The 19,346-nt window shown below is 70.1% G+C and carries 16 protein-coding genes; 2 read left to right on the forward strand and 14 right to left on the reverse strand.

Features of this window, described 5'->3' with window-relative positions; translation table 11 throughout:
• Positions 1-5: 5 nt before the first annotated feature.
• The 12 genes from nuoL to ABH926_RS00460 are packed head-to-tail and all read right to left on the reverse strand — an operon-like array spanning position 6 to position 12,647.
• Positions 6-1,961, reverse strand: a complete 1,956-nt coding sequence (gene nuoL, locus ABH926_RS00405; RefSeq protein WP_370363191.1) for an NADH-quinone oxidoreductase subunit L — start codon at positions 1,959-1,961, stop codon at positions 6-8.
• 19 nt (positions 1,962-1,980) lie between these two features.
• On the reverse strand, positions 1,981-2,280 hold the full coding sequence (nuoK, locus tag ABH926_RS00410; RefSeq protein ID WP_370363192.1) for an NADH-quinone oxidoreductase subunit NuoK: 300 nt from the start codon (positions 2,278-2,280) through the stop codon (positions 1,981-1,983).
• Positions 2,277-3,158: an NADH-quinone oxidoreductase subunit J gene (locus ABH926_RS00415; RefSeq protein ID WP_370363193.1), complete on the reverse strand. Its 882-nt coding sequence runs from the start codon at positions 3,156-3,158 to the stop codon at positions 2,277-2,279. The genes nuoK and ABH926_RS00415 overlap by 4 nt, the downstream gene beginning before the upstream one ends.
• Entirely contained in the window at positions 3,158-3,769 is a 612-nt protein-coding gene (nuoI, locus tag ABH926_RS00420; protein WP_370363194.1) for an NADH-quinone oxidoreductase subunit NuoI, read from the reverse strand. The genes ABH926_RS00415 and nuoI overlap by 1 nt, the downstream gene beginning before the upstream one ends.
• On the reverse strand, positions 3,762-5,162 hold the full coding sequence (gene nuoH, locus ABH926_RS00425) for an NADH-quinone oxidoreductase subunit NuoH (RefSeq protein WP_370363800.1): 1,401 nt from the start codon (positions 5,160-5,162) through the stop codon (positions 3,762-3,764). The genes nuoI and nuoH overlap by 8 nt, the downstream gene beginning before the upstream one ends.
• A 5-nt stretch (positions 5,163-5,167) precedes the next feature.
• Positions 5,168-7,687, reverse strand: coding sequence for an NADH-quinone oxidoreductase subunit G (locus ABH926_RS00430; RefSeq protein ID WP_370363195.1), 2,520 nt, complete (start codon positions 7,685-7,687; stop codon positions 5,168-5,170).
• Positions 7,684-9,009 carry an NADH-quinone oxidoreductase subunit NuoF gene (gene nuoF / locus ABH926_RS00435; RefSeq protein ID WP_370363196.1) on the reverse strand — a complete coding sequence of 442 codons (1,326 nt, stop codon included), beginning with the start codon at positions 9,007-9,009 and terminating at the stop codon, positions 7,684-7,686. Before nuoF ends, ABH926_RS00430 begins: the two co-directional genes overlap by 4 nt.
• Positions 9,009-9,695, reverse strand: coding sequence for an NADH-quinone oxidoreductase subunit NuoE (gene nuoE / locus ABH926_RS00440; protein WP_370363197.1), 687 nt, complete (start codon positions 9,693-9,695; stop codon positions 9,009-9,011). Before nuoE ends, nuoF begins: the two co-directional genes overlap by 1 nt.
• The gene (locus ABH926_RS00445; RefSeq protein ID WP_370363199.1) at positions 9,692-11,029 is read right to left on the reverse strand and encodes an NADH-quinone oxidoreductase subunit D; all 1,338 of its coding nucleotides are present in this window, start codon (positions 11,027-11,029) and stop codon (positions 9,692-9,694) included. Before ABH926_RS00445 ends, nuoE begins: the two co-directional genes overlap by 4 nt.
• A complete protein-coding gene (locus tag ABH926_RS00450) occupies positions 11,026-11,733 on the reverse strand; it encodes an NADH-quinone oxidoreductase subunit C (RefSeq protein ID WP_370363201.1) in 708 nt (235 codons plus the stop codon). The genes ABH926_RS00445 and ABH926_RS00450 overlap by 4 nt, the downstream gene beginning before the upstream one ends.
• Positions 11,730-12,284 (reverse strand): NADH-quinone oxidoreductase subunit B family protein, encoded by a 555-nt coding sequence (locus ABH926_RS00455; RefSeq protein WP_015796239.1) that lies wholly within the window; start codon positions 12,282-12,284, stop codon positions 11,730-11,732. The genes ABH926_RS00450 and ABH926_RS00455 overlap by 4 nt, the downstream gene beginning before the upstream one ends.
• Before the next feature lie 3 nt (positions 12,285-12,287).
• Positions 12,288-12,647 (reverse strand): NADH-quinone oxidoreductase subunit A, encoded by a 360-nt coding sequence (locus ABH926_RS00460; protein WP_015796240.1) that lies wholly within the window; start codon positions 12,645-12,647, stop codon positions 12,288-12,290.
• A gap of 913 nt (positions 12,648-13,560) precedes the next feature.
• Here ABH926_RS00460 and ABH926_RS00465 point away from each other — a divergent pair.
• Complete coding sequence (locus ABH926_RS00465) at positions 13,561-13,776, forward strand: hypothetical protein (protein WP_370363202.1); 216 nt, start codon at positions 13,561-13,563, stop codon at positions 13,774-13,776.
• Between the two features lie 116 nt (positions 13,777-13,892).
• Here ABH926_RS00465 and ABH926_RS00470 read toward each other — a convergent pair whose 3' ends face one another.
• On the reverse strand, positions 13,893-17,528 hold the full coding sequence (locus ABH926_RS00470) for a hypothetical protein (protein WP_370363203.1): 3,636 nt from the start codon (positions 17,526-17,528) through the stop codon (positions 13,893-13,895).
• Between the two features lie 115 nt (positions 17,529-17,643).
• Between ABH926_RS00470 and ABH926_RS00475 the strand changes: the two genes are divergently transcribed.
• Positions 17,644-18,810 (forward strand): phosphotransferase family protein, encoded by a 1,167-nt coding sequence (locus ABH926_RS00475; protein WP_370363204.1) that lies wholly within the window; start codon positions 17,644-17,646, stop codon positions 18,808-18,810.
• Here the strand turns inward: ABH926_RS00475 and ABH926_RS00480 are convergent.
• A complete protein-coding gene (locus ABH926_RS00480; RefSeq protein ID WP_370363205.1) occupies positions 18,780-19,340 on the reverse strand; it encodes a DUF4389 domain-containing protein in 561 nt (186 codons plus the stop codon). The genes ABH926_RS00475 and ABH926_RS00480 overlap by 31 nt on opposite strands.
• Positions 19,341-19,346: the final 6 nt, after the last annotated feature.

Consider the following 19,346-nt stretch of genomic DNA (forward strand, 5'->3'; position numbering starts at 1 on the left):
TCCCTTTAGAGCTTCGCGAAGAGGATCGCGGCGACCAGGGCGGCCGCTCCTCCGAACATGGACAGGGCGTAGGAGCGGACGTATCCGGTCTGGAGCCGTCGCAGCCGCCCGGACGTCCCGCCGACCAGCGCGGCCAGACCGTTGATCGCCCCGTCCACGCCGCGGTTGTCGGTGTAGACCAGGGTGCGGGTCAGGTACTGGCCGGGCCGCATCAGCGCCGCCTCGTTGAAGGCGTCGCCGTACAGGTCCTTGCGGGCCGCCACGGTGATGAAGCTGCCGCGCGGGGCGACGGAGGGCACCTTGCGCGTCCCGTACTGGACGATCGCGATCGTGACGCCGATGGCCACCGCCACCAGGATGATGATCGACAGCTCCGCCGAGCTCAGACCGCCGGGCAGCTTGCCCTCCGGCCGCGGCCCGGTCACCGGCTCCAGCCAGTCGACGAAGGCGTTGTTCAGGTTGAACAGGAAGCCCGCGGCGACCGAACCGACCGCCAGCAGCAGCATCGGCAGCGCCATGCTGAACGGCGACTCGTGCGGGTGCGGCTCGTGACCCTCAGCGTTCTGCTCCCAGCGCTTCTCGCCGAAGAACGTCATGATCACCATGCGGGTCATGTAGAACGCGGTGATCAGCGCGCCGAGCAGGGCACAGCCGCCCAGGATCCAGCCCGAGGTGCCGCCCTTGCTGAACGCGGCCTCGATGATGTGGTCCTTGGAGTAGTACCCGGAGAACGGCGGGCAGCCGATGATCGCGAGGTAGCCCAGGAAGAACGTGCCGAAGGTGATCGGCATGTACTTGCGCAGGGCGCCGTAGCGGCGCATGTTCACCTCGTCGTCCATGCCGTGCATGACCGACCCGGCGCCCAGGAACAGCCCGGCCTTGAAGAAGCCGTGGGTGACCAGGTGCATGATCGCGAACGCGTAGCCGAGCGGGCCCAGGCCCGCGGCCAGGATCATGTAGCCGATCTGCGACATCGTCGAGCCGGCCAGGCTCTTCTTGATGTCGTCCTTGGCGCAACCGACGATCGCGCCGAACAGCAGCGTGATCGCGCCGACGATGGTCACCAGCAGGCGCGCGGTCGGCGACAGGTCGAAGATCGCGTGCGAGCGGACGATCAGGTAGACGCCGGCGGTCACCATGGTCGCGGCGTGGATCAGGGCGCTGACCGGGGTCGGGCCCTCCATCGCGTCACCGAGCCAGGTCTGGAGCGGGAACTGCGCCGACTTACCGCAAGCGGCCAGCAGGAGCATGATGCCGATCGCGGTCAGCGTGCCGTGCGAGGCCTGCGGGGCCAGACCGAAGACGCCGATCTGGTTGGCCGGCGACTGGCCGGACCCGCCGGGGTTGGAGAAGTTGAACGTCCCGAAGGTGACGAACATCAGCATGATCGCGATCGACAGCCCGACGTCGCCGACGCGGTTGACGACGAACGCCTTCTTCGCCGCGGCCGCCGCGCTCGGCTTGTACTGCCAGAACCCGATCAGCAGGTACGAGGCCAGACCGACGCCCTCCCAGCCGACGTACAGCAGCAGGTAGTTGTCGGCCAGCACCAGGATCAGCATCGCGGCCAGGAAGAGGTTCAGGTAGCTGAAGAACTTCCGGCGCTCGGGGTCGTGGCTCATGTAGCCGACCGAGTAGATGTGGATCAGCGATCCGACACCCGTGATCAGCAGGATGAAGACCATCGAGAGCTGGTCGAGCTGGAAGGCCACGTCGGCCTGGAACGGGTTCTGGCCGGTGCCGGGCACCGGGATCCAGGTGTACAGGTGCTGGTGCATCGTGCGCGCGGCGCCGTGCTTGCCGAGCATCGTGAAGAACAGCCCGGCCGCGAGGGCGAAGCTGCCCAGCGCCGTGAGGCACCCGAGCAGGTGCCCCCAGGCGTTGGTGCGCTTGCCCCCGAGGAGCAGGATCGCCGCGCCGAAGAGCGGCAGTCCGGGGACAAGCCAGATGAGACTTTCCATTGCTTACTCGGCCCGCCTCTCAGTACTTCAGCAGGTTCGCGTCGTCGACCGAGGCCGAGCGGCGGGTACGGAACACGGACACGATGATGGCCAGCCCGACCACGACCTCAGCGGCCGCCACCACCATCGTGAAGAAGGCGATGACCTGACCGGTGAGGTCGCCGTGCATGCGGGAGAAGGTCACCAGTGACAGGTTCACGGCGTTGAGCATGAGCTCCACGCACATGAAGACCACGATGGCGTTCCGGCGGATCAGCACCCCGAAGGCGCCGACCGTGAACAGGAGCGCCGACAGGAACAGGTAGTTGGCCGGGTTCATTCGGCGGCTCCGTTCGAAGGGGCACCATTCGAGGACGACGCGTTTTCGAGCTCCGGCGCCTCGCCCTGCCGCGGCAGGGACATGTTCTCCCGGGTGACAGCGGTCAGGCCGACCGCGTCGCGCACCGGGGTGCGGGCCACCAGCGTGGCGTTCACCGAGTCCTCGGCGACCGAGCCGTCGGGCAGCAGCGCGGGGACGTCCACCGCGTTGTGCCGCGCGTAGACGCCCGGCGTCGGCAGCGGCGTCATCCGCTTGCCGGTGCGCACGCGCTCCTCGACCAGTTCCTTCTGCGACTTCTTGGCCACCAGGCGCTCCCGGTGCGTCATCACCATCGCGCCGACCGCGGCGGTGATCAGCAGCGCCGAGGTGACCTCGAAGGCCCAGAAGTACTTGCTGAAGATCAGGTCCGCCAGGTTCTTGACGTTGCCGCCGCCGGCGTTGGCCTGCCCGGCGCCGACGAAGGTCCCCAGCCGCGCGTGGCCCAGGGTCACCATGACCAGGACCGCGAACGCGACCGCGGCCAGCACCGCCAGCTTGCGCTGGCCCTTGATGGTCTCCACCAAAGAGTCGGCGCTGGAGACGCCGACCAGCATCAGCACGAACAGGAACAGCATCATGATCGCGCCGGTGTAGACGACGATCTGCACCACGCCGAGGAAGTAGGCCCCCTGCGCCAGGTAGAACACCGCGAGGCAGATCATGGTCGTGGCCAGCGAGAGCGCCGAGTGCACGGCCTTCTTGGAGAAGACCGTCCCCAGCGCCCCGAGCACGGCGATCGCGCCGAGGACGTAGAACTGGAAGGCCTCGCCGTCGGAGGTCTTGCTCAGCCCGGCGGCCAGGGTGACACCCTGATCGGCGACAGCGAGCGGAAGGCTCATCACGCGTCCTCCCCGTCCGGGTCGGGCTTGGCCGAGCTGCGCGGCTGCGGGACGGTGCCCGGCGCGGCCGCGGTGACCTTGCCCTCGTAGTAGTCCTGGGCGGTCATGCCCGGAAAGATCGAGTGCGGCGATTCGACCATGCCCTCGGTCAGCCCGGCCAGCAGCTCGTCCTTGGTGTAGATGAGGCTGGCCCGCGAGCTGTCCGCGAGCTCGAACTCGTTGGTCATGGTCAGCGCCCGGGTCGGGCACGCCTCGATGCACAGCCCGCACAGGATGCAGCGCAGGTAGTTGATCTGGTAGACGCGGCCGTAGCGCTCCCCGGGGGAGTAGCGCTCGTCGTCGGTGTTGTCCGCGCCCTCCACGTAGATGGCGTCCGCCGGGCAGGCCCAGGCGCACAGCTCGCAGCCGACGCACTTCTCCAGCCCGTCCGGGTGCCGGTTGAGCTGGTGCCGGCCGTGGAACCGCAGCGCGGTCTGCTTGGGCTCCTCGGGGTACTGCTCGGTCGTCCGCTTCTTGAACATCGTCGAGAAGGTGACGCCGAACCCCGCGACCCCGGCGAGCGGGTTCTTCGGCTTCTCCTTACCGGAGTAAGGGTTCTGCTCGTCAGACATCGGAGTCTCCTGCTTCGAGTTCGGTGGCCTCCACCACGGCGCCCACCAGGGCGGCCCGGGGACGGCGCGGCGTGAACGCCGGCATCGTCTGGCCGGGCATCGGCGGCACCGGGAACCCGCCGTCCATGGGGTCGAACGGCTTGGCCGCCGCGGCGGCCTCCTCGGCCTTCTCCTGGGCGCTGGTCTGCCGGTAGCGCAGTTCGCTGACGATCCAGGCGATCACCAGCACGGCGATCACCGGACCGAGGATGTAGACCGCGTGCGCGCTGTTCAGGTCGCCCTGGTTCTTCAGGGTCCGCACCACGGCCACCGCCAGCAGCCACACCAGCGAGGACGGGATCAGCACCTTCCAGCCCAGCTTCATGAACTGGTCGTAGCGCAGGCGGGGCAGCGTGGCCCGCAGCCAGAAGAAGAACAGCATGAACAGGACCAGCTTGCCGACGTACCACATGATCGGCCACCAGCCGCTGTTCGCGCCGTGCCAGACCGAGACCACGCCCCAGGGGGCGTGCCAGCCGCCGAGGAACATCAGCACGGCCAGCGAGGAGACGGTGACCATGTTGACGTACTCGGCCAGGAAGAACAGCGCGAACTTGATCGAGGAGTACTCGGTGTGGAAGCCGCCGACCAGCTCGCCCTCGGCCTCGGGGAGGTCGAAGGGCGCGCGGTTGGTCTCGCCGACCATCGACACCACGTAGATGACGAAGGAGGGCAGCAGCGGCAGGCAGTTCCACCAGCTGTGCTGGCTGGCCACGATGCCCGAGGTGCTCATCGTGCCGGCGTAGATGAACACCGCCACGAAGGACAGCGACATCGCGATCTCGTAGGAGATCATCTGCGCCGTGGAGCGCAGGCCGCCCAGCAGCGGGTAGGTCGAGCCGGAGGCCCAGCCGGCCAGCACGATGCCGTAGATCCCGATCGAGGTGGCGGCCAGCACGTACAGCAGGGCCACCGGCAGGTCGGTCAGCTGCAGCGGGGTGCGGTGCCCGAAGATCGACACCTGGTTGTCCGCCGGCCCGAAGGGCACCACCGCGATCGCCAGGAACGCCGGGATGGTCGAGATCAGCGGGGCCAGGATGAAGACGATCTTGTCCGCCGCGGTGGGGATGATGTCTTCCTTGAGCATCAGCTTCACGCCGTCGGCCAGCGACTGGAGCATGCCCCAGGGGCCGGTGCGGTTGGGCCCGATGCGCTGCTGCATGTAGCCGACGATCTTGCGCTCGAACAGGATCGCCATCAGGACCACGACGACCAGGAAGGCGAAGACCGCGACGACCTTCAGCAGGATCAGCCACCAGGGGTCCCGGCCGAAGAACGAGAGGTCCTCGTAGTTCGTCGGGGTGGTGGCGTCGGCTGCCAGGGGGCCACTGGCCAGGTGCCCGAACACAGTCAGGGCGCTCACGCGGTGGCCTCCACTTCGGTCGCGGCGCGTGCGATCTTGACCAGCGATCCGGTGTCCGCGCGCAGCGCGCGGCGTACCTGCGAACCCTTGGAGTTCGTGGGCAGCCACACCACGCGGCCGGCCAGGTCGGCGATCTGCAGCGGCAGGGTGATCGAGCCGTGCTCGTTGGAGACGGTGACCGGGTCGCCCTCGGCGGCCCCGATCTCCGAGGCGGTCTCCTTGCTCAGGTGGACCACGGTCGGCTTGCGGGTGCCGGCCAGGAACGGCTCGTGCGCCTGCAGCGACCCCTCGTCCAGCAGGAAGTGCCAGGTGGCCAGCACCGCCTCGCCGACCGCCGGCTTGGGCAGCTCGGCCGGGGTGGAGGACAGGGCCGGGGTCTTCTCCCGGTGCCACAGCCCCAGCCGGGCCAGCTCCGCGCGGGCCGCGCCGACCGTGGGCAGGCCCAGGTGCACGTCCATGGCGTCGGCGATCCGGTCCAGCACCCGCAGGTCCGGCATCTCGCCGAGCCCGGCGGCCTGGACCGCGTCGGCGTCCAGCGCGGTGTCGAACGCCCGCGCGCGGCCCTCCCAGTCCACGAAGGTCCCGGACTTCTCGGCGACCGGCGCGACCGGGAACACCACGTGCGCCCGCTCGGTGACCGCGCTGTGCCGGAACTCCAGCGAGACCACGCACGCCACCCGGTCCAGCGCGTCCAGGAAGGACTGCGGGTCCGCCGTGTCGTACGGGTCGACGCCGGCGACCACGAGCCCTGCCACGCCGCCCAGTGCCGCGGTGTCCACGATCTGGTCGGCCCCGCGCCCGAAGGCGCCCGGCAGGTTGGCCACGCCCCAGCGGGCGGCGACCTCGGTGCGGGCCTCAGGGTCGGTGGCCGGGCGGCCGCCGGGCAGCAGGTTCGGCAGCGCGCCGGCCTCCAGCGCGCCGCGCTCGCCGGCCCGGCGCGGCACCCACGCCAGCTTCGCGCCGGTGACCCCGGCCAGCTTCACCGCGGCGGTGAGCGCCCCCGGCACGGCGGCGAGCCGCTCGCCGACCAGGATCACCGCCCCGGGCTTGCGCAGGTCCGCAGCCGCGTTCAGTCCAGCGGTATCCAGACCGGAGTCCGGTCCGCCGTCGGCCAGTGCCGCCAGGAAGGCCGGCTCGGTGAGCGGCGCGGCCTTCAGCAGCGCGCCCTTGAGCTTGCTCAGGCCGCGCGTGGCGTAGGGCGCTATGGCCGCCACCGCCAGCCTGCGGGCGAGCACGTTCTTGCGCAGCCGCAGGAAGACGATCGGCGACTCCTCCTCCGGCTCGAAGCCGACGAGCAGCACGGCCGGGGCGAGGTCCAGGTCGGCATACGTGGTCGCCAGGCCGGAGCCGGCGACGTGGGAGGCCAGGAACTCGGCCTCCTCCTCGGAGTGCGGCCGGGCCCGGAAGTCGATGTCGTTGGTCTCCAGCGCGACCCGGGTGAACTTCGCGTACGCGTAGGCGTCCTCGAGGGTCAGCCGACCGCCCACCAGGGCGGCGGCCCGGCCGCGCGCGGCGCCCAGCCCCTCGGCGGCGAAGGCCAGGGCCTCCGGCCAGGAGGCGGGGCGCAGCTCGCCGGTCTCGCGGTCCCGGATCAGCGGCGAGGTGATCCGCTTGGCGGCGGGGGCCTGCGAGTACTGGAACGCCCAGCGTCCCTTGTCGCAGTTCCACTCCTCGTTCACCTGCGGGTCGTCGGCCGCCATGCGCCGGGTGACCTTGCCGCGCCGGTGGTCCGTGCGCAGCGCGCAGCCGGCGGCGCAGTGCTCGCAGGCCGAGGGCGAGGAGACCAGGTCGAAGGGCCGCGAACGGAACCGGTAGGCCGCGCCGGTCAGCGCGCCGACCGGGCAGATCTGCACCGTATTGCCGGAGAAGTAGGACGCGAAGTCCTGGTCCTCGGCCACCGAGATGCCGACCTGCTGCTGCGAGCCGCGCTCGATCAGGGTGATGAACGGGTCCCCGGCGATCTGGTCGGCGAACCGCGTGCAGCGCGCGCAGGACACGCAGCGCTCGCGGTCCAGCAGCACCTGGCTGGAGATGTTGATCGGCTTGGGGAAGGTGCGCTTGACGCCCTCGTACCGGGACTCCCCGGCACCGGAGCTCATCGCCTGGTTCTGCAGCGGGCACTCGCCGCCCTTGTCGCAGACCGGGCAGTCCAGCGGGTGGTTGATGAGCAGCAGCTCCATCACCCCGCGCTGGGCCTTCTCGGCGACCGGCGAGCTCACCTGGGTCTTGATCACCATGCCGTCGGTGACCGTGACGGTGCAGGAGGCCACCGGCTTGCGCTGGCCCTCCACCTCCACGATGCACTGCCGGCAGGCGCCGGCCGGGGCCAGCAGCGGGTGGTCGCAGAACCGCGGCACCTGGGTGCCGATCCGCTCCGCGGAGCGGATGATCAGCTCGCCCTTGGGCACCTGGAGCTCGACACCGTCGATGGTGATGGTGACCAGCTCGACCGGAGGTGGTGTGGGCACCGCCACCTCCTTGCCGCTGTCTGCGGAGTTCGTTGTCGTCACGGTCATGCGCTGGTCCTCGCGAATGACAGCGGGCCGTCGGCCCACGCGGTGGACAGGGATGGGTCAAGGGGGCACCCGCCGCGCTCGAAGTGCTCCAGATACTCGTCCCGGAAGTACTTCAGCGAGGACTGGATCGGCGCGGCGGCACCGTCGCCGAGGGCGCAGAAGGCCTTGCCCACGATGTTGTCGCACAGGTCCAGGAGCTTGCCGAGGTCGTCCTCGGTGCCCTCGCCCTTCTCCATGCGCTTGAGGATCTGCACCAGCCAGTAGGTGCCCTCGCGGCACGGCGTGCACTTGCCGCAGGACTCGTGGGCGTAGAACTCCGTCCAGCGCAGGGCGGCGCGCACCACGCAGGTGGTCTCGTCGAAGATCTGCAGCGCCTTGGTGCCCAGCATCGAGCCGGCGGCGCCGACGCCCTCGTAGTCCAGCGGGACGTCCAGGTGCTCCTCGGTGAACATCGGCGTGGAGGAGCCGCCGGGGGTCCAGAACTTCAGGCGGTGGCCGGGCCGGATGCCGCCGGCGTAGTCCAGCAGCTCGCGCAGGGTGATGCCCAGCGGCGCCTCGTACTGGCCGGGGTACTTCACGTGGCCGGACAGCGAGTACAGCGTGAAGCCCGGGGACTTCTCGCTGCCCATGCCCTTGAACCAGTCCACGCCGTTGCGCACGATCGCGGGAACCGAACCGATGGACTCGACGTTGTTCACACAGGTGGGGCTGGCGTAGAGCCCTGCGACGGCCGGGAAGGGAGGACGCAGACGAGGCTGTCCCCGCTTGCCCTCCAGGGAGTCCAGCAGCGCCGTCTCCTCGCCGCAGATGTAGGCGCCGGCTCCGGCGTGCACCGTGAGGTCGAGGTCGAAGTCGGTGCCGAAGACGCCCTTGCCGAGGAAGCCGGCCTCATAGGCCTCGCGCACCGCTGCCTGCAGGCGGCGGAGCACATGCAGCACTTCACCGCGCACATAAATGAACGCGCGGCTGGCGCGGATCGCGTAGCACGCGATGATCACGCCCTCCACGAGCTCGTGCGGGTTGGCCATCATGAACGGGATGTCCTTGCACGTGCCCGGCTCGGACTCGTCCGCGTTCACCACCAGGTAGTGCGGCTTGCCGTCGTTCTGCGGGATGAAGCCCCACTTCATGCCGGTGGGGAAGCCCGCGCCGCCGCGGCCGCGCAGGCCGGAGTCCTTGACGAGCTGGATCACCTCGTCGGGGTGCATCCGCAGCGCCTGCTTGACCGCGGTGTAGCCGTCGCGCCGCTGGTAGCCGGCGAGCGTCCAGGGCTCGGAGTCCAGCCAGCCGCGGGACAGGACGGGGGTGAGTTCTGGTGCCATTACTCGGACGCCTCCGTGGTGACCGCCGGACCTGTGGGGGTCCGGCCCTGCGAGACCAGCAGGCCGGCCAGCGTGGCGTGGCCGGCGGCCCCGCCCCCGGCCACGGCTCCGGGCCGGGTGTCCTCGAACCCGGCCAGTATCCGCTCGGCCTGCTTGAAGGTGCACAGTGCGGGTCCCCGGGTGGAGTGCACTTCCTTGCCCGCGCGCAGTTCGTCGACGACCCGGACCGCCTTGTCGGGGTTCATGTCGTCCATGAACTCCCAGTTGACGGTCATCACCGGCGCGAAGTCGCAGGCCGCGTTGCACTCGATGTGCTCCAGCGTGACCTTGCCGTCCTCGGTGGTCTCGTCGTTGCCGACGCCCAGGTGCTCCTTGAGCGTGGCGAAGATGGCGTCGCCGCCCATCACCGCGCACAGGGTGTTGGTGCACACCCCGACGTGGTAGTCGCCGACCGGGCGCCGCTTGTACATCGTGTAGAACGTCGACACCGCCGAGACCTCGGCGGTGGACAGTCCGAGCTTGTCGGCGCAGTACTCGATGCCCGCCGGGGAGACGTAGCCCTCCTCGCTCTGCACCAGGTGCAGCAGCGGCAGCAGCGCCGAGCCGGACTGCGGGTAGCGGGCCACGACCTGGTCCGCCTCCGGGTCCAGCTTCTTCAGGTGTTCGTAGGCTGACTTCTCGCTCAACGGTCCACTCCACCCATGACCGGGTCCAGGGAGGCGATGGCGACGATGACGTCGGCCAGCTGGCCGCCCTCGCACATCGCCGCGGTCGCCTGCAGGTTCGTGAAGGAAGGGTCGCGGAAGTGGACCCGGTAGGGCCGGGTGCCGCCGTCGGAGACGACGTGCACGCCCAGCTCGCCCTTCGCTGACTCCACCGCCGCGTAGGTCTGGCCGGCCGGGACGTGGAAGCCCTCGGTCACCAGCTTGAAGTGGTGGATCAGGGCCTCCATGGAGTCGCCCATGATGTGCCGGATGTGGTCCAGGCTGTTGCCCATCCCGTCGCTGCCCAGCGCCAGCTGCGCCGGCCAGGCGATCTTCCGGTCGGCGACCATGACCGGCTGGCCCTGGGTGCGCTGGATGCGGTCCAGGCACTGCTCGACGATGTTCAGCGACTCGTACATCTCGGCCAGGCGGACCCGGTAGCGGCCGTAGGAGTCGCTGGTGTCCCAGGTGGCCACTTCGAAGTCGTAGGTCTCGTAGCCGCAGTAGGGCTCGGACTTGCGCAGGTCGTGCGGCAGGCCGGTGGCGCGCAGCGTCGGGCCGGTGATGCCCAGCGCCATGCAGCCGGCCAGGTCCAGGTGGCCCACGCCCTCGGTGCGGCCCTTGAAGATCGGGTTCTCGTTGCACAGCTTCGCGTAGTCCGGGAAGCGCTTGCGCATCAGCTTGACGTAGCTGCCGATCTTGTCCACCGCGCCGGGCGGCAGGTCCTGCACGACGCCGCCGGGGCGGATGTACGCGTGGTTCATGCGCAGCCCGGTGATGAACTCGAAGAGGTCCAGCGTCTCCTCGCGCTCGCGGAAGCCCGCGGTCATCATCGTCAGCGCGCCCATCTCCATGCCGCCGGTGGCCAGGCACACCAGGTGGCTGGAGATCCGGTTGAGCTCCATCATCAGGACCCGGATGACACTGGCCCGCTCGGGGATCTGGTCCTCGATGTCCAGGGCCTTCTCGACCGCCAGGCAGTACGCCGTCTCGTTGAACAGCGGCGTCAGGTAGTCCATGCGGGTCACGAAGGTCGTGCCCTGCACCCAGGTGCGGAACTCGGTGTTCTTCTCGATGCCGGTGTGCAGGTAGCCGATGCCGCAGCGGGCCTCGGTCACGGTCTCGCCGTCGATCTCCAGGATCAGGCGGAGCACGCCGTGCGTGGAGGGGTGCTGCGGCCCCATGTTGACGACGATGCGCTCTTCCGGGCTCTCCTGCAGACCGGACAGGATCTCGTCCCAGTCGCCGCCGGATACCGTGAAGGCGCGGCCCTCGGCGTCGTTGACCGATTCCCCGGTCTCGTCGATGACTGTCATGAGTAGGCCCTCCGCTGGTCCGGAGCCGGGATCTGCGCGCCCTTGAACTCGACGGGGATGCCGCCGAGCGGGTAGTCCTTGCGCTGGGGGTGCCCCAGCCAGTCGTCCGGCATCAGGATCCTGGTCAGGCCGGGGTGGCCGTCATAGATGATGCCGAACATGTCGTAGCTCTCGCGCTCGTGCCAGTCGACCGTCGGGTAGACCTCGTAGAGCGAGGGGATGTGCGGGTCGACGTCCGGAGCGGTGGTCTCCAGGCGGATCCGGCGGTTGTGCGTGATGCTCAGCAGCGGAACCACGCTGTGCAGCTCGCGGCCGGACTCCTCGGGGAAGTGGATGCCGGTGACGCCCAGACACATCTCGAAGCGCAGCGCGGGGTCGTCGCGCAGGGTCTTGGCGACCCGGACGAGGTGCTCGCGCGGCACGTGGATGGTCAGCTGGCCGCGGTACACGACGTAAGCACTGATGGCCTCCAGGGGCAGGCCCTGCTCCTCCAGCGCGCCTTCGAGCTCGTCGGCGACGACGTCGAAGTAGCCGCCGAAGGGGCGCTCGCTGGCGCCGGGCAGCTCGATCCGGCGGACCAGGCCGCCGTAGCCGGAGGTGTCGCCGCCGTTGCGGACCCCGAACATGCCTTTACGGGTGGCGATCAGCTCGCCACCCGGCTTGTCAGCACCCTGTTCCGGGACCGCGGGTACGTTTTCGGTCACCGAAGGAGCCCTTCCATCAGGATCGTCGGCTTGGCGTTCATCGCGGCCTTCTCGGCCTCTTCCGCGGCCTTCTTACGGTTCACGCCCAGCGGCATGCTCTGGATCTGCTCGTGGAGCTTCAAGATCGCGTCCAGCAGCATCTCCGGGCGGGGCGGGCAGCCCGGCAGGTAGATGTCGACCGGCACGATGTGGTCCACGCCCTGCACGATCGCGTAGTTGTTGAACATGCCGCCGCTGGAGGCGCACACGCCCATCGCGATGACCCACTTGGGGTTCGCCATCTGGTCGTAGACCTGGCGCAGGACCGGGGCCATCTTCTGGCTCACCCGGCCCGCCACGATCATCAGGTCCGCCTGCCGCGGCGTCGCGGAGAACCGCTCCATGCCGAAACGCGCCAGGTCATAGCGTCCGGCGCCGGTGGCCATCATCTCGATGGCGCAGCAGGCCAGGCCGAACGTCGCCGGCCAGACCGACGACTTGCGCATGTAGCCCGCCAGACCCTCCACCGTCGTGAGGAGGAATCCTGCGGGCAGTTTCTCTTCCAGGCCCATCTGTCAGTCCCATTCCAATCCGCCGCGACGCCACACGTAGGCGTAGGCGACGAAGACGGTGAGGATGAAGAACACCATCTCGACCAGGCCGAACCAGCCCAGAGAGTCGAACCGCACCGCCCACGGGTACAGGAACACGATTTCGATGTCGAAGATGATGAAGAGCATGGCGGTCAGGTAGTACTTCACCGGGAAGCGGCCGCCGCCGACCGGCTGCGGAGTGGGCTCGATGCCGCACTCGTAGGCCTCCAGCTTGGCGCGGTTGTACCGCTTCGGTCCGGTGAGCATCCCCGACACCACCGAGAACACGGCGAACCCGGCGGCCAGGCCGCCGAGCACCAGAATCGGCGCGTAACTGTTCATGGGTGACGTCCTGTCAGGCAGGTTTGTGTCAATTTCTGGACGAGTGGGCCCTGCTCACGCTACTTGTGGCTGATTTCACAAGCTCCCGCGACGTTCAGTGCCGTGCCGTGAACCCAGTGTGTGGAGAGGCGGTTTCACAAGCACGACCGTGAGCGCCACGAAACGGTCGGTGCCTTCTTTCGGGCTGATCCTACGCCTGCGCCGTGTGGGCTGCGCCACAGGGGTGCGGCCAAGTGTGATCGAGATCACCGGAAGATCAACGATCATCAGCCCACGAAGATCATCCAACCGGATAAAAACGGAGGTGTTGTGATATAGGCGGTAGCACCTCCCGTCGGCTAAGACCGACTTGCGCACCCGGCCGAGCTCTGCAAGCGGCAAACCCCTTGGCGGCGCGGCATACGGGAGTAGGTTGCTGGCGTGGAGTCCAGGACGCCCTTCGGCGAGGAGGTCTGTGATGCACCGGCGCCGGCTTTCTGTTAGCTCAGTCGCGGCATGCGCCGTTCTCCTTGGTTTCACAACGGTTTCCTGCTCCGCGACAGCCAATCAGGTGAACGCCCGCACGTCGGCCGGGTCCGGCACGGGGACGGTTTCGGCGAGCTCGTCTCAGGGGGCTGGCACGGGTCCGGCCACCACCTCGGATTCGAGTTCCCCGAGCGGTTCGGCTTCCGGAGGGCCGACTTCATCGGCTCCACCGACCCCACCCGCCCCACCCTCCTCACCGGCGTCCTCTTCGCCGACGCCCCCGCGGCCGGTCTCGTCACCGCCGGCGCCGCATCCGAGCCCGCCCCCATCGGCACCGAGCACCGCACACGGGACGATCACGGTCACACCGGCAGAGAACGGGACGACGATCCGCGTAGCGGTCGGCACGGACGTCATCGCCGCGCAGTTCCCCTATCCCTCCGCGCCGATGTCGACCAACCCAGCGGTCCTGGCGCCCGGGATCTCGCCGATGAGCATCGTCTGCCGCCCGGGGAGCACCTGCTCGGAGCCGCCGCGGACGTTCCTGGCGCGGGCCCGGGGGACGGCGGAGATCACGGCGTCGCGGGAGACGTGCGGGACGGCGGCGAAGTGCGTCACGCCGATGGTGCCGACGGAATTCGAGGTGACGGTCGTCGTCGAGTAGGGCGTGAGGGTGGGCCTGCCCGGCCCTGAGGGCTTCTCCAGGCCGTTTCCGGGACGGCACCGCGCCCCGGCCCGAGAAGCCCGGACCGGGGCGCGTGCGGCTTTGTCAGCCTTCTGTCAGCTGCTGCTGCGCCAGGGCTGCGAGGGCGCCGGCGGCGGGCCGTAGCCGGGAGGCGCGCCGATGTGGGTGCGGTCCGCGTCGGACTCACCGGGCTGTGTCTGTGGCTGTGGCTGTGGCTGTGGCTGTGTCTGCCACCCGCGCTCCTCGAAGGCGCCGGGCCGGATCGGCCGCGCCGCGAAGGAATCGGGGCCCTCCACGACCTCGACGACCTCCTCGTCCACCACGAGCGAGGGACCGTCGTAGACCACGGTCGGCTGGTCCGGCACCGGCTGGAACACCACCACCGGCTCCTCCACGACCGCCACCGGCTCCTCGACCGCCACGAGGTCCGCCTCGGTTTCGTGGCGCTGCGCCGGGAACGCCGCGATCGACGGGGGCAGCGGCTCGCCGGCCACCGCGGCCGCCCGCTGGTCGATGCGGGCCTGGCGCTCGTCGGCGGAGAGGGTCTCGACGAACTGGACGCCTTCGGCGGCGTCGGCGGGTTCAGCCTCTTCGACGACGAAGTCGTGCACCAGGGTGGGCTCGTCGGCCAGCGCCGCGTCGGCGTGCAGACCGCGAAGGTCCTGCTGCTCGGCCGGCGGGACGTAGCCGATCGCCGCGTCGGCGGGCAGGCCGGCGACGTCGTGCTGTTCGGCGGGCGGGACATGGCCGAACAGACCGCCGAGATCCTGCTGCTCGCCTGGCGGGACATGGCCGACAGCCGGATCGGCGTGCAGACCGCCGAGGTCTTGCTGCTCACCCGGTGAGACCTGGCCGATCGCCGCATCGGCTTGCGGGCCGCGGAGGTCGGGGTGGTCGAGGTGGTCGCCGAACATCGCGGTCTCGGCCACCGCGCCGTTGGCACCGTGGACCGCCGCGTGCGAGCCGGTTCCGACCGGGGAGAACCGCGGGCCCTGGTCGGTCACTGCACCGTTGGCGGCATGGGCCGGCCCGTGCTGCCCGGCCGCGGCCTGCTCAGCTGCGGCCTGCTCGGCAGCGGCCGCCGCGGCCGCCTCCGCCTCCGCCTCCGCCTCCGCCTCGTCGGCCCGGTTCGCCGCGGCCACCATCTCCGCCAGCAGCGCGGCCTCCTCGGCGGCGGCCGCCTCGTGCGCCGCGCTCAGCGCCGCGTCGTCGTCGCCCGCCTCGGCGGCGGCCACCGCCTGCGCGGCGAGCGCCACCGCCTTGTCGTCGACGAATTCCGCGGCCGCCTCCGCGATCTCCGCGGCCAGCTGCGGTGCGGCGGGTTCCTCCGCCGCCCCGCCCGCGCCGACGATCACTTCCGCCGCCAGTTCGCGGCGCACCGCGTCGGCGGCCTCTTCCAGGACGGCCCGCGCCAGCGCGCGGAGCGCGTTCTCGTCCGCGGCGTGCAGCGCCGCCAGGACCTGCGCTTCGGCCGCGGCCACCGCCGCGTCCAGGACGCCGCCGGCGTTCAGGACTTCGGCCAGTTCGGAATCGATCTCCTCCGACACGATCGCCTGCGCGAGCGCCTGGGCCGTCGCCGGGTCGCCGAGGGCGGCGGGTTCCGCCGAGTCCTCTTCGAGCACAGCCGCTTCCGGTTCCAGTTCCGACTCCGACTCCGGTTCCGACTCCAGCGCCGGTTGCGGCTCCGGTTCGACCACGGCCGTCAGCTCCGGCTCCGCTTCCGCTTCCGGTTCAGGCTCGGGTTCGGGGTCGGACTCGGGCTCCGGTTCGGACTCCAGCTCCGGCTCCGACTCCGGCTCCGACTCCGGCTCGGTCGCGGCCTCGATCGCCGCGCCGTCCTCGATCGCCGCGCCGTCCTCGTTCTCCGCCTCGTTCTCCGCCTCGTTCTCACTCTGCGCCGCGGCGGCCGCCTCGGCGAACGCCTCCTCGACCGCGGCCTCCACGGCGGCCTCCGCCGCCTGCGCCATCAGCGCCGCCTCGGCGTGCACCACACCGCCGACGATGCCGGCGATGGCGTCGGCCTCGTGGCGGCGGGCCCGCTCGGCCTCCTCCACGCCGGCCTGCGCGACGGCGTCGCGCTTGTCCGCCGGGACCCGGTCGCCGAGCGCGCCGTACAGCGCCTTGTCTGCGGTCAGGGCCATCGTGCCCACGTCCCAGTTCTCCGGGACCGCGGCGAGCAGCGGGTTGTCGCTGAGGTCGAGCTCCTTGAGCGTCAGCTTCTGCCAGTTGCTCGTCGGCAGGTCCGAGAGCCGGTTGCCGCGCAGGACCAGGGTCTCCAGCTTCGGCAGGTCGCAGACCGAGCGCGGGATCCAGGACAGCTGGTTCTCGGCGACGTCGAGTTTGCGCAGCGACTCCAGGCCGCCCAGGGCGCGCGGGAGGGAGGACAGCTCGTTGTCCGCCAGGTCCAGGGTCACCAGGTTGCGGAGCAGGCCCAGGGTGCGCGGGACCCAGGACAGCTGGTTCGAGGCCAGGTTCAGGGTGGTCAGCGCGCCGAGGCCGGACAGCTGGAACGGGAGCTCGCGCAGGTTGTTGCCGACCAGGTCCAGGCTCTCCAGGCGGTGCAGGCCGCCCAGGCCCGCCGGCAGGGTCTCCAGGTCGCAGTACGCCAGCGACAGCCAGGTCAGGCGCTTCAGCGCGCCCACCGAGGCGGGCAGCGCGGTCAGCGGGTTCTGCGCCAGGTTCAGGGTGTCCAGGTTGGCCAGGCCGTCGAAGCTGTCCGGCAGGTCGCGCAGGCTGTTGCGGGAGACGTCCAGGGACGTCAGGACGCGCAGCGCGCCCAGCGACGGCGGCAGCTCGGTGAGCCGGTTGTAGGTCAGGCTCAGCTTGTCCAGCGAGGCCAGGCGGCCGATCGCCTCCGGGACGTGGGTCAGCCAGTTGTCGGCCAGGTTCAGCTCGGTCAGCCGGCTCAGGTCGGCCACCGAGGCCGGCAGCTCCTCCAGGTGGTTGCCGCTGAGGGCGAGGGTCTGCAGTTCGCTGAGATTGCCGATGGACGCCGGGAGGGTCTGCAACTGGTTCTTCTGCAGGTACAGCTTGGTCAGCGAGGCCATGTCGCCGATCGAGGTCGGCAGCTTGCGCAGCCGGTTGCCGGTCAGGCTCAGCTCCTGCAGCCGGATCAGGGCCCCGATGCTCGGCGGCAGCTCGGTCAGGACGTTGTCGTCGGCCGACAGCGACACCAGGGTCTGCGTGTCGCCGATCCAGTCCGGGAGCTCGGTGAGCCGGTTGCCGTCGACGACCAGGGTGCGCAGGTTCGGCGAGCCCAAGGAATGCGGCAGCTCGGGCAGCTGGTTCTTCTGGAGATAAAGCTGTGTGAGGTCGCCCAGGCGGCCGACCGCCTCGGGCAGCTCGGTGAACGCGTTCTCGTCGAGCCACAGGCTGCTCAGCCGCTCCAGCCGAGCGAACTCCTCGGGCAGCGCGGCCAGGCCGTTGCCGGTCAGGCTCAGCTCGATCAGCCCGGTCAGCGACGACACCTGCGGCGGCAGCTCCTCGCAGCCGTTGTGGTCCAGCCACAGCCGGCGCAGGCCCGTCAGCTCGCCGAGCGTCTCGGGCAGGTCCCGCAGCCGGTTGCCCGAAAGGTTCAGGAAGGTGACGGGCCGCAGCTCCGGCAGGCGGCCGAACTCGGCGGGCAGCCCGGCCAGACCCAGATTGGACAGGTCCAGGCCGACCTCGCCGTTGTCCTCGGTGGTGAGACGGTCACTGATGAGTCTTCTGATGTGGTCGATGTCCGGATTCACAGTCCGTCCCCCTGCGTCGTTCTGAAGTGGCAATCGCAATGCTCTCGGCGGTCACAGACTGCCATCCCCGACAGGTGTATGTCGCATTGACGCTACCTTGCTTATAGTCCGCGCCGTGAGCGAACCGAGCAGGAACGCCGAAGCCGGACCGGACGCCACCCGGCCCCAGACCAGCACCCGCGACCCCGAAGCGCTGCGGGCCGCCCTCGAACCCTGGCTCGCCCGCCGGACCGGCGGCACCGCGGTCGGGATATCCGATGTCCGAACACCCCAGACGAACGGGATGTCCTCGGAGACGTTGTTGTTCGACGCCCACTGGACCTCCACCGACGGACAGGCGCATTCCCACCGGTGCGTCGCGCGTCTGGCACCGGCGTCCGACGCCATGCCCATCTTCCCCGAATACCGGATGCGGGATCAGTTCACTGTCATGGCGTTGGTCGGCGAACGCACGGCGGTCCCGGTGCCGCGCACTCTTTGGTATGAATCCGACCCGGAAATCCTCGGTGCGGAGTTCTTCGTCATGGAACGCGTCGAGGGCCTGGTGCCGCCGGACATCCTGCCGTACACCTTCGGCGACAACTGGCTCGCCGCAGCCACCGACGACCAACGGCGGGCCCTGCAGAGCGCGACCGTCGCCACCCTGGCCGGCATCCACGCCATCCCCGCGACGGCCGAAGAAGTCACCTTTCTGGGTGATCTCGGGGCGGACGGCGACGCCGCGCTGCGCGCCCACGTCGACGGCTGGCGCGCGTACAACGCCTGGGCCCACGGCTCGCAGCCGATCCCGATCCTGGAGAAGACGTTCGCCTGGCTCGACGCGCACTGGCCGGCCGCCGTCGACGCCCCGGTCCTGAGTTGGGGCGACGCCCGCATCGGCAACATCATGTACCGGGACTTCGCCCCGGCCGCGGTCCTGGACTGGGAGATGGCCGGGATAGCACCGCGCGAGGTGGACCTCGGCTGGCTGGCCTTCCTCCACCGCTTCTTCCAGGACCTCGCGGAGTTCTTCGGCCTGCCCGGGCTGCCGGGCTTCCTCGCGTTCGGCGACGTGGCCGAGGAGTACGCCGCTCTCACCGGCTACCGGGTGCGCGACCGGGAGTTCTACGAGGTGTACGCCGCGCTCCGGCACGGGATCGTGATGGGCCGGGTGAACCAGCGGCGCGTCCGGTTCGGGGAGCAGGAGGCTCCGGCCGAACCGGACGGGCTGGTGAACCACGCCGCGACGCTCGAGCGCATGCTCGACGGGACTTACTGGTCCTCGAGCGAGAACGGCGGGTAGGCGTCGTGCGTCAGGTACATGTAGCTCGACACCCGGGTCTGCCAGCGGATGACGCCTGTGACGAAGTTCCACAGCCCCTGCGGGTAGCGGCCGGTGAACAGGATCGCCCACCAGGCGATGAAGGTCACGATGCCGGCGCACAGGCCGAGGACGTAGAGCACGATGAAGTGCGGGATGAGCATGAAGATCTTGACGAAGATGAGCCCGCGGCTGAGTTTCTCCGGGTACTGGAACTGCACCTTCACCGGATAGCCCGCGCCCTGCGGCGGCAGGCCGCCGTACGGGTTCGGCCCGGGGCCGTAGCCGGGACCGCCGGGGCCCGGGCCGTAACCGGGACCGCCCGGACCACCGGGCGGAGGCCCGTAGCCGGGGCCGCCCTGGCCGCCCTGGCCGCCCGGCGGCGGGCCGTAGCCGGGGGGCTGCTGCCCATAGCCGGGGCCGCCTTGGCCGTACCCCGCCCCGCTTTGTCCGTACCCCTGTCCGCCTTGCCCGCCCTGGCCATAGCCGGGCCCGTACTGGTCTGAAGACATGGTTCC

Origin of the sequence: Catenulispora sp. GP43 (genome assembly GCF_041260665.1) — a bacterium.
Classification (GTDB): Bacteria; Actinomycetota; Actinomycetes; order Streptomycetales; family Catenulisporaceae; genus Catenulispora.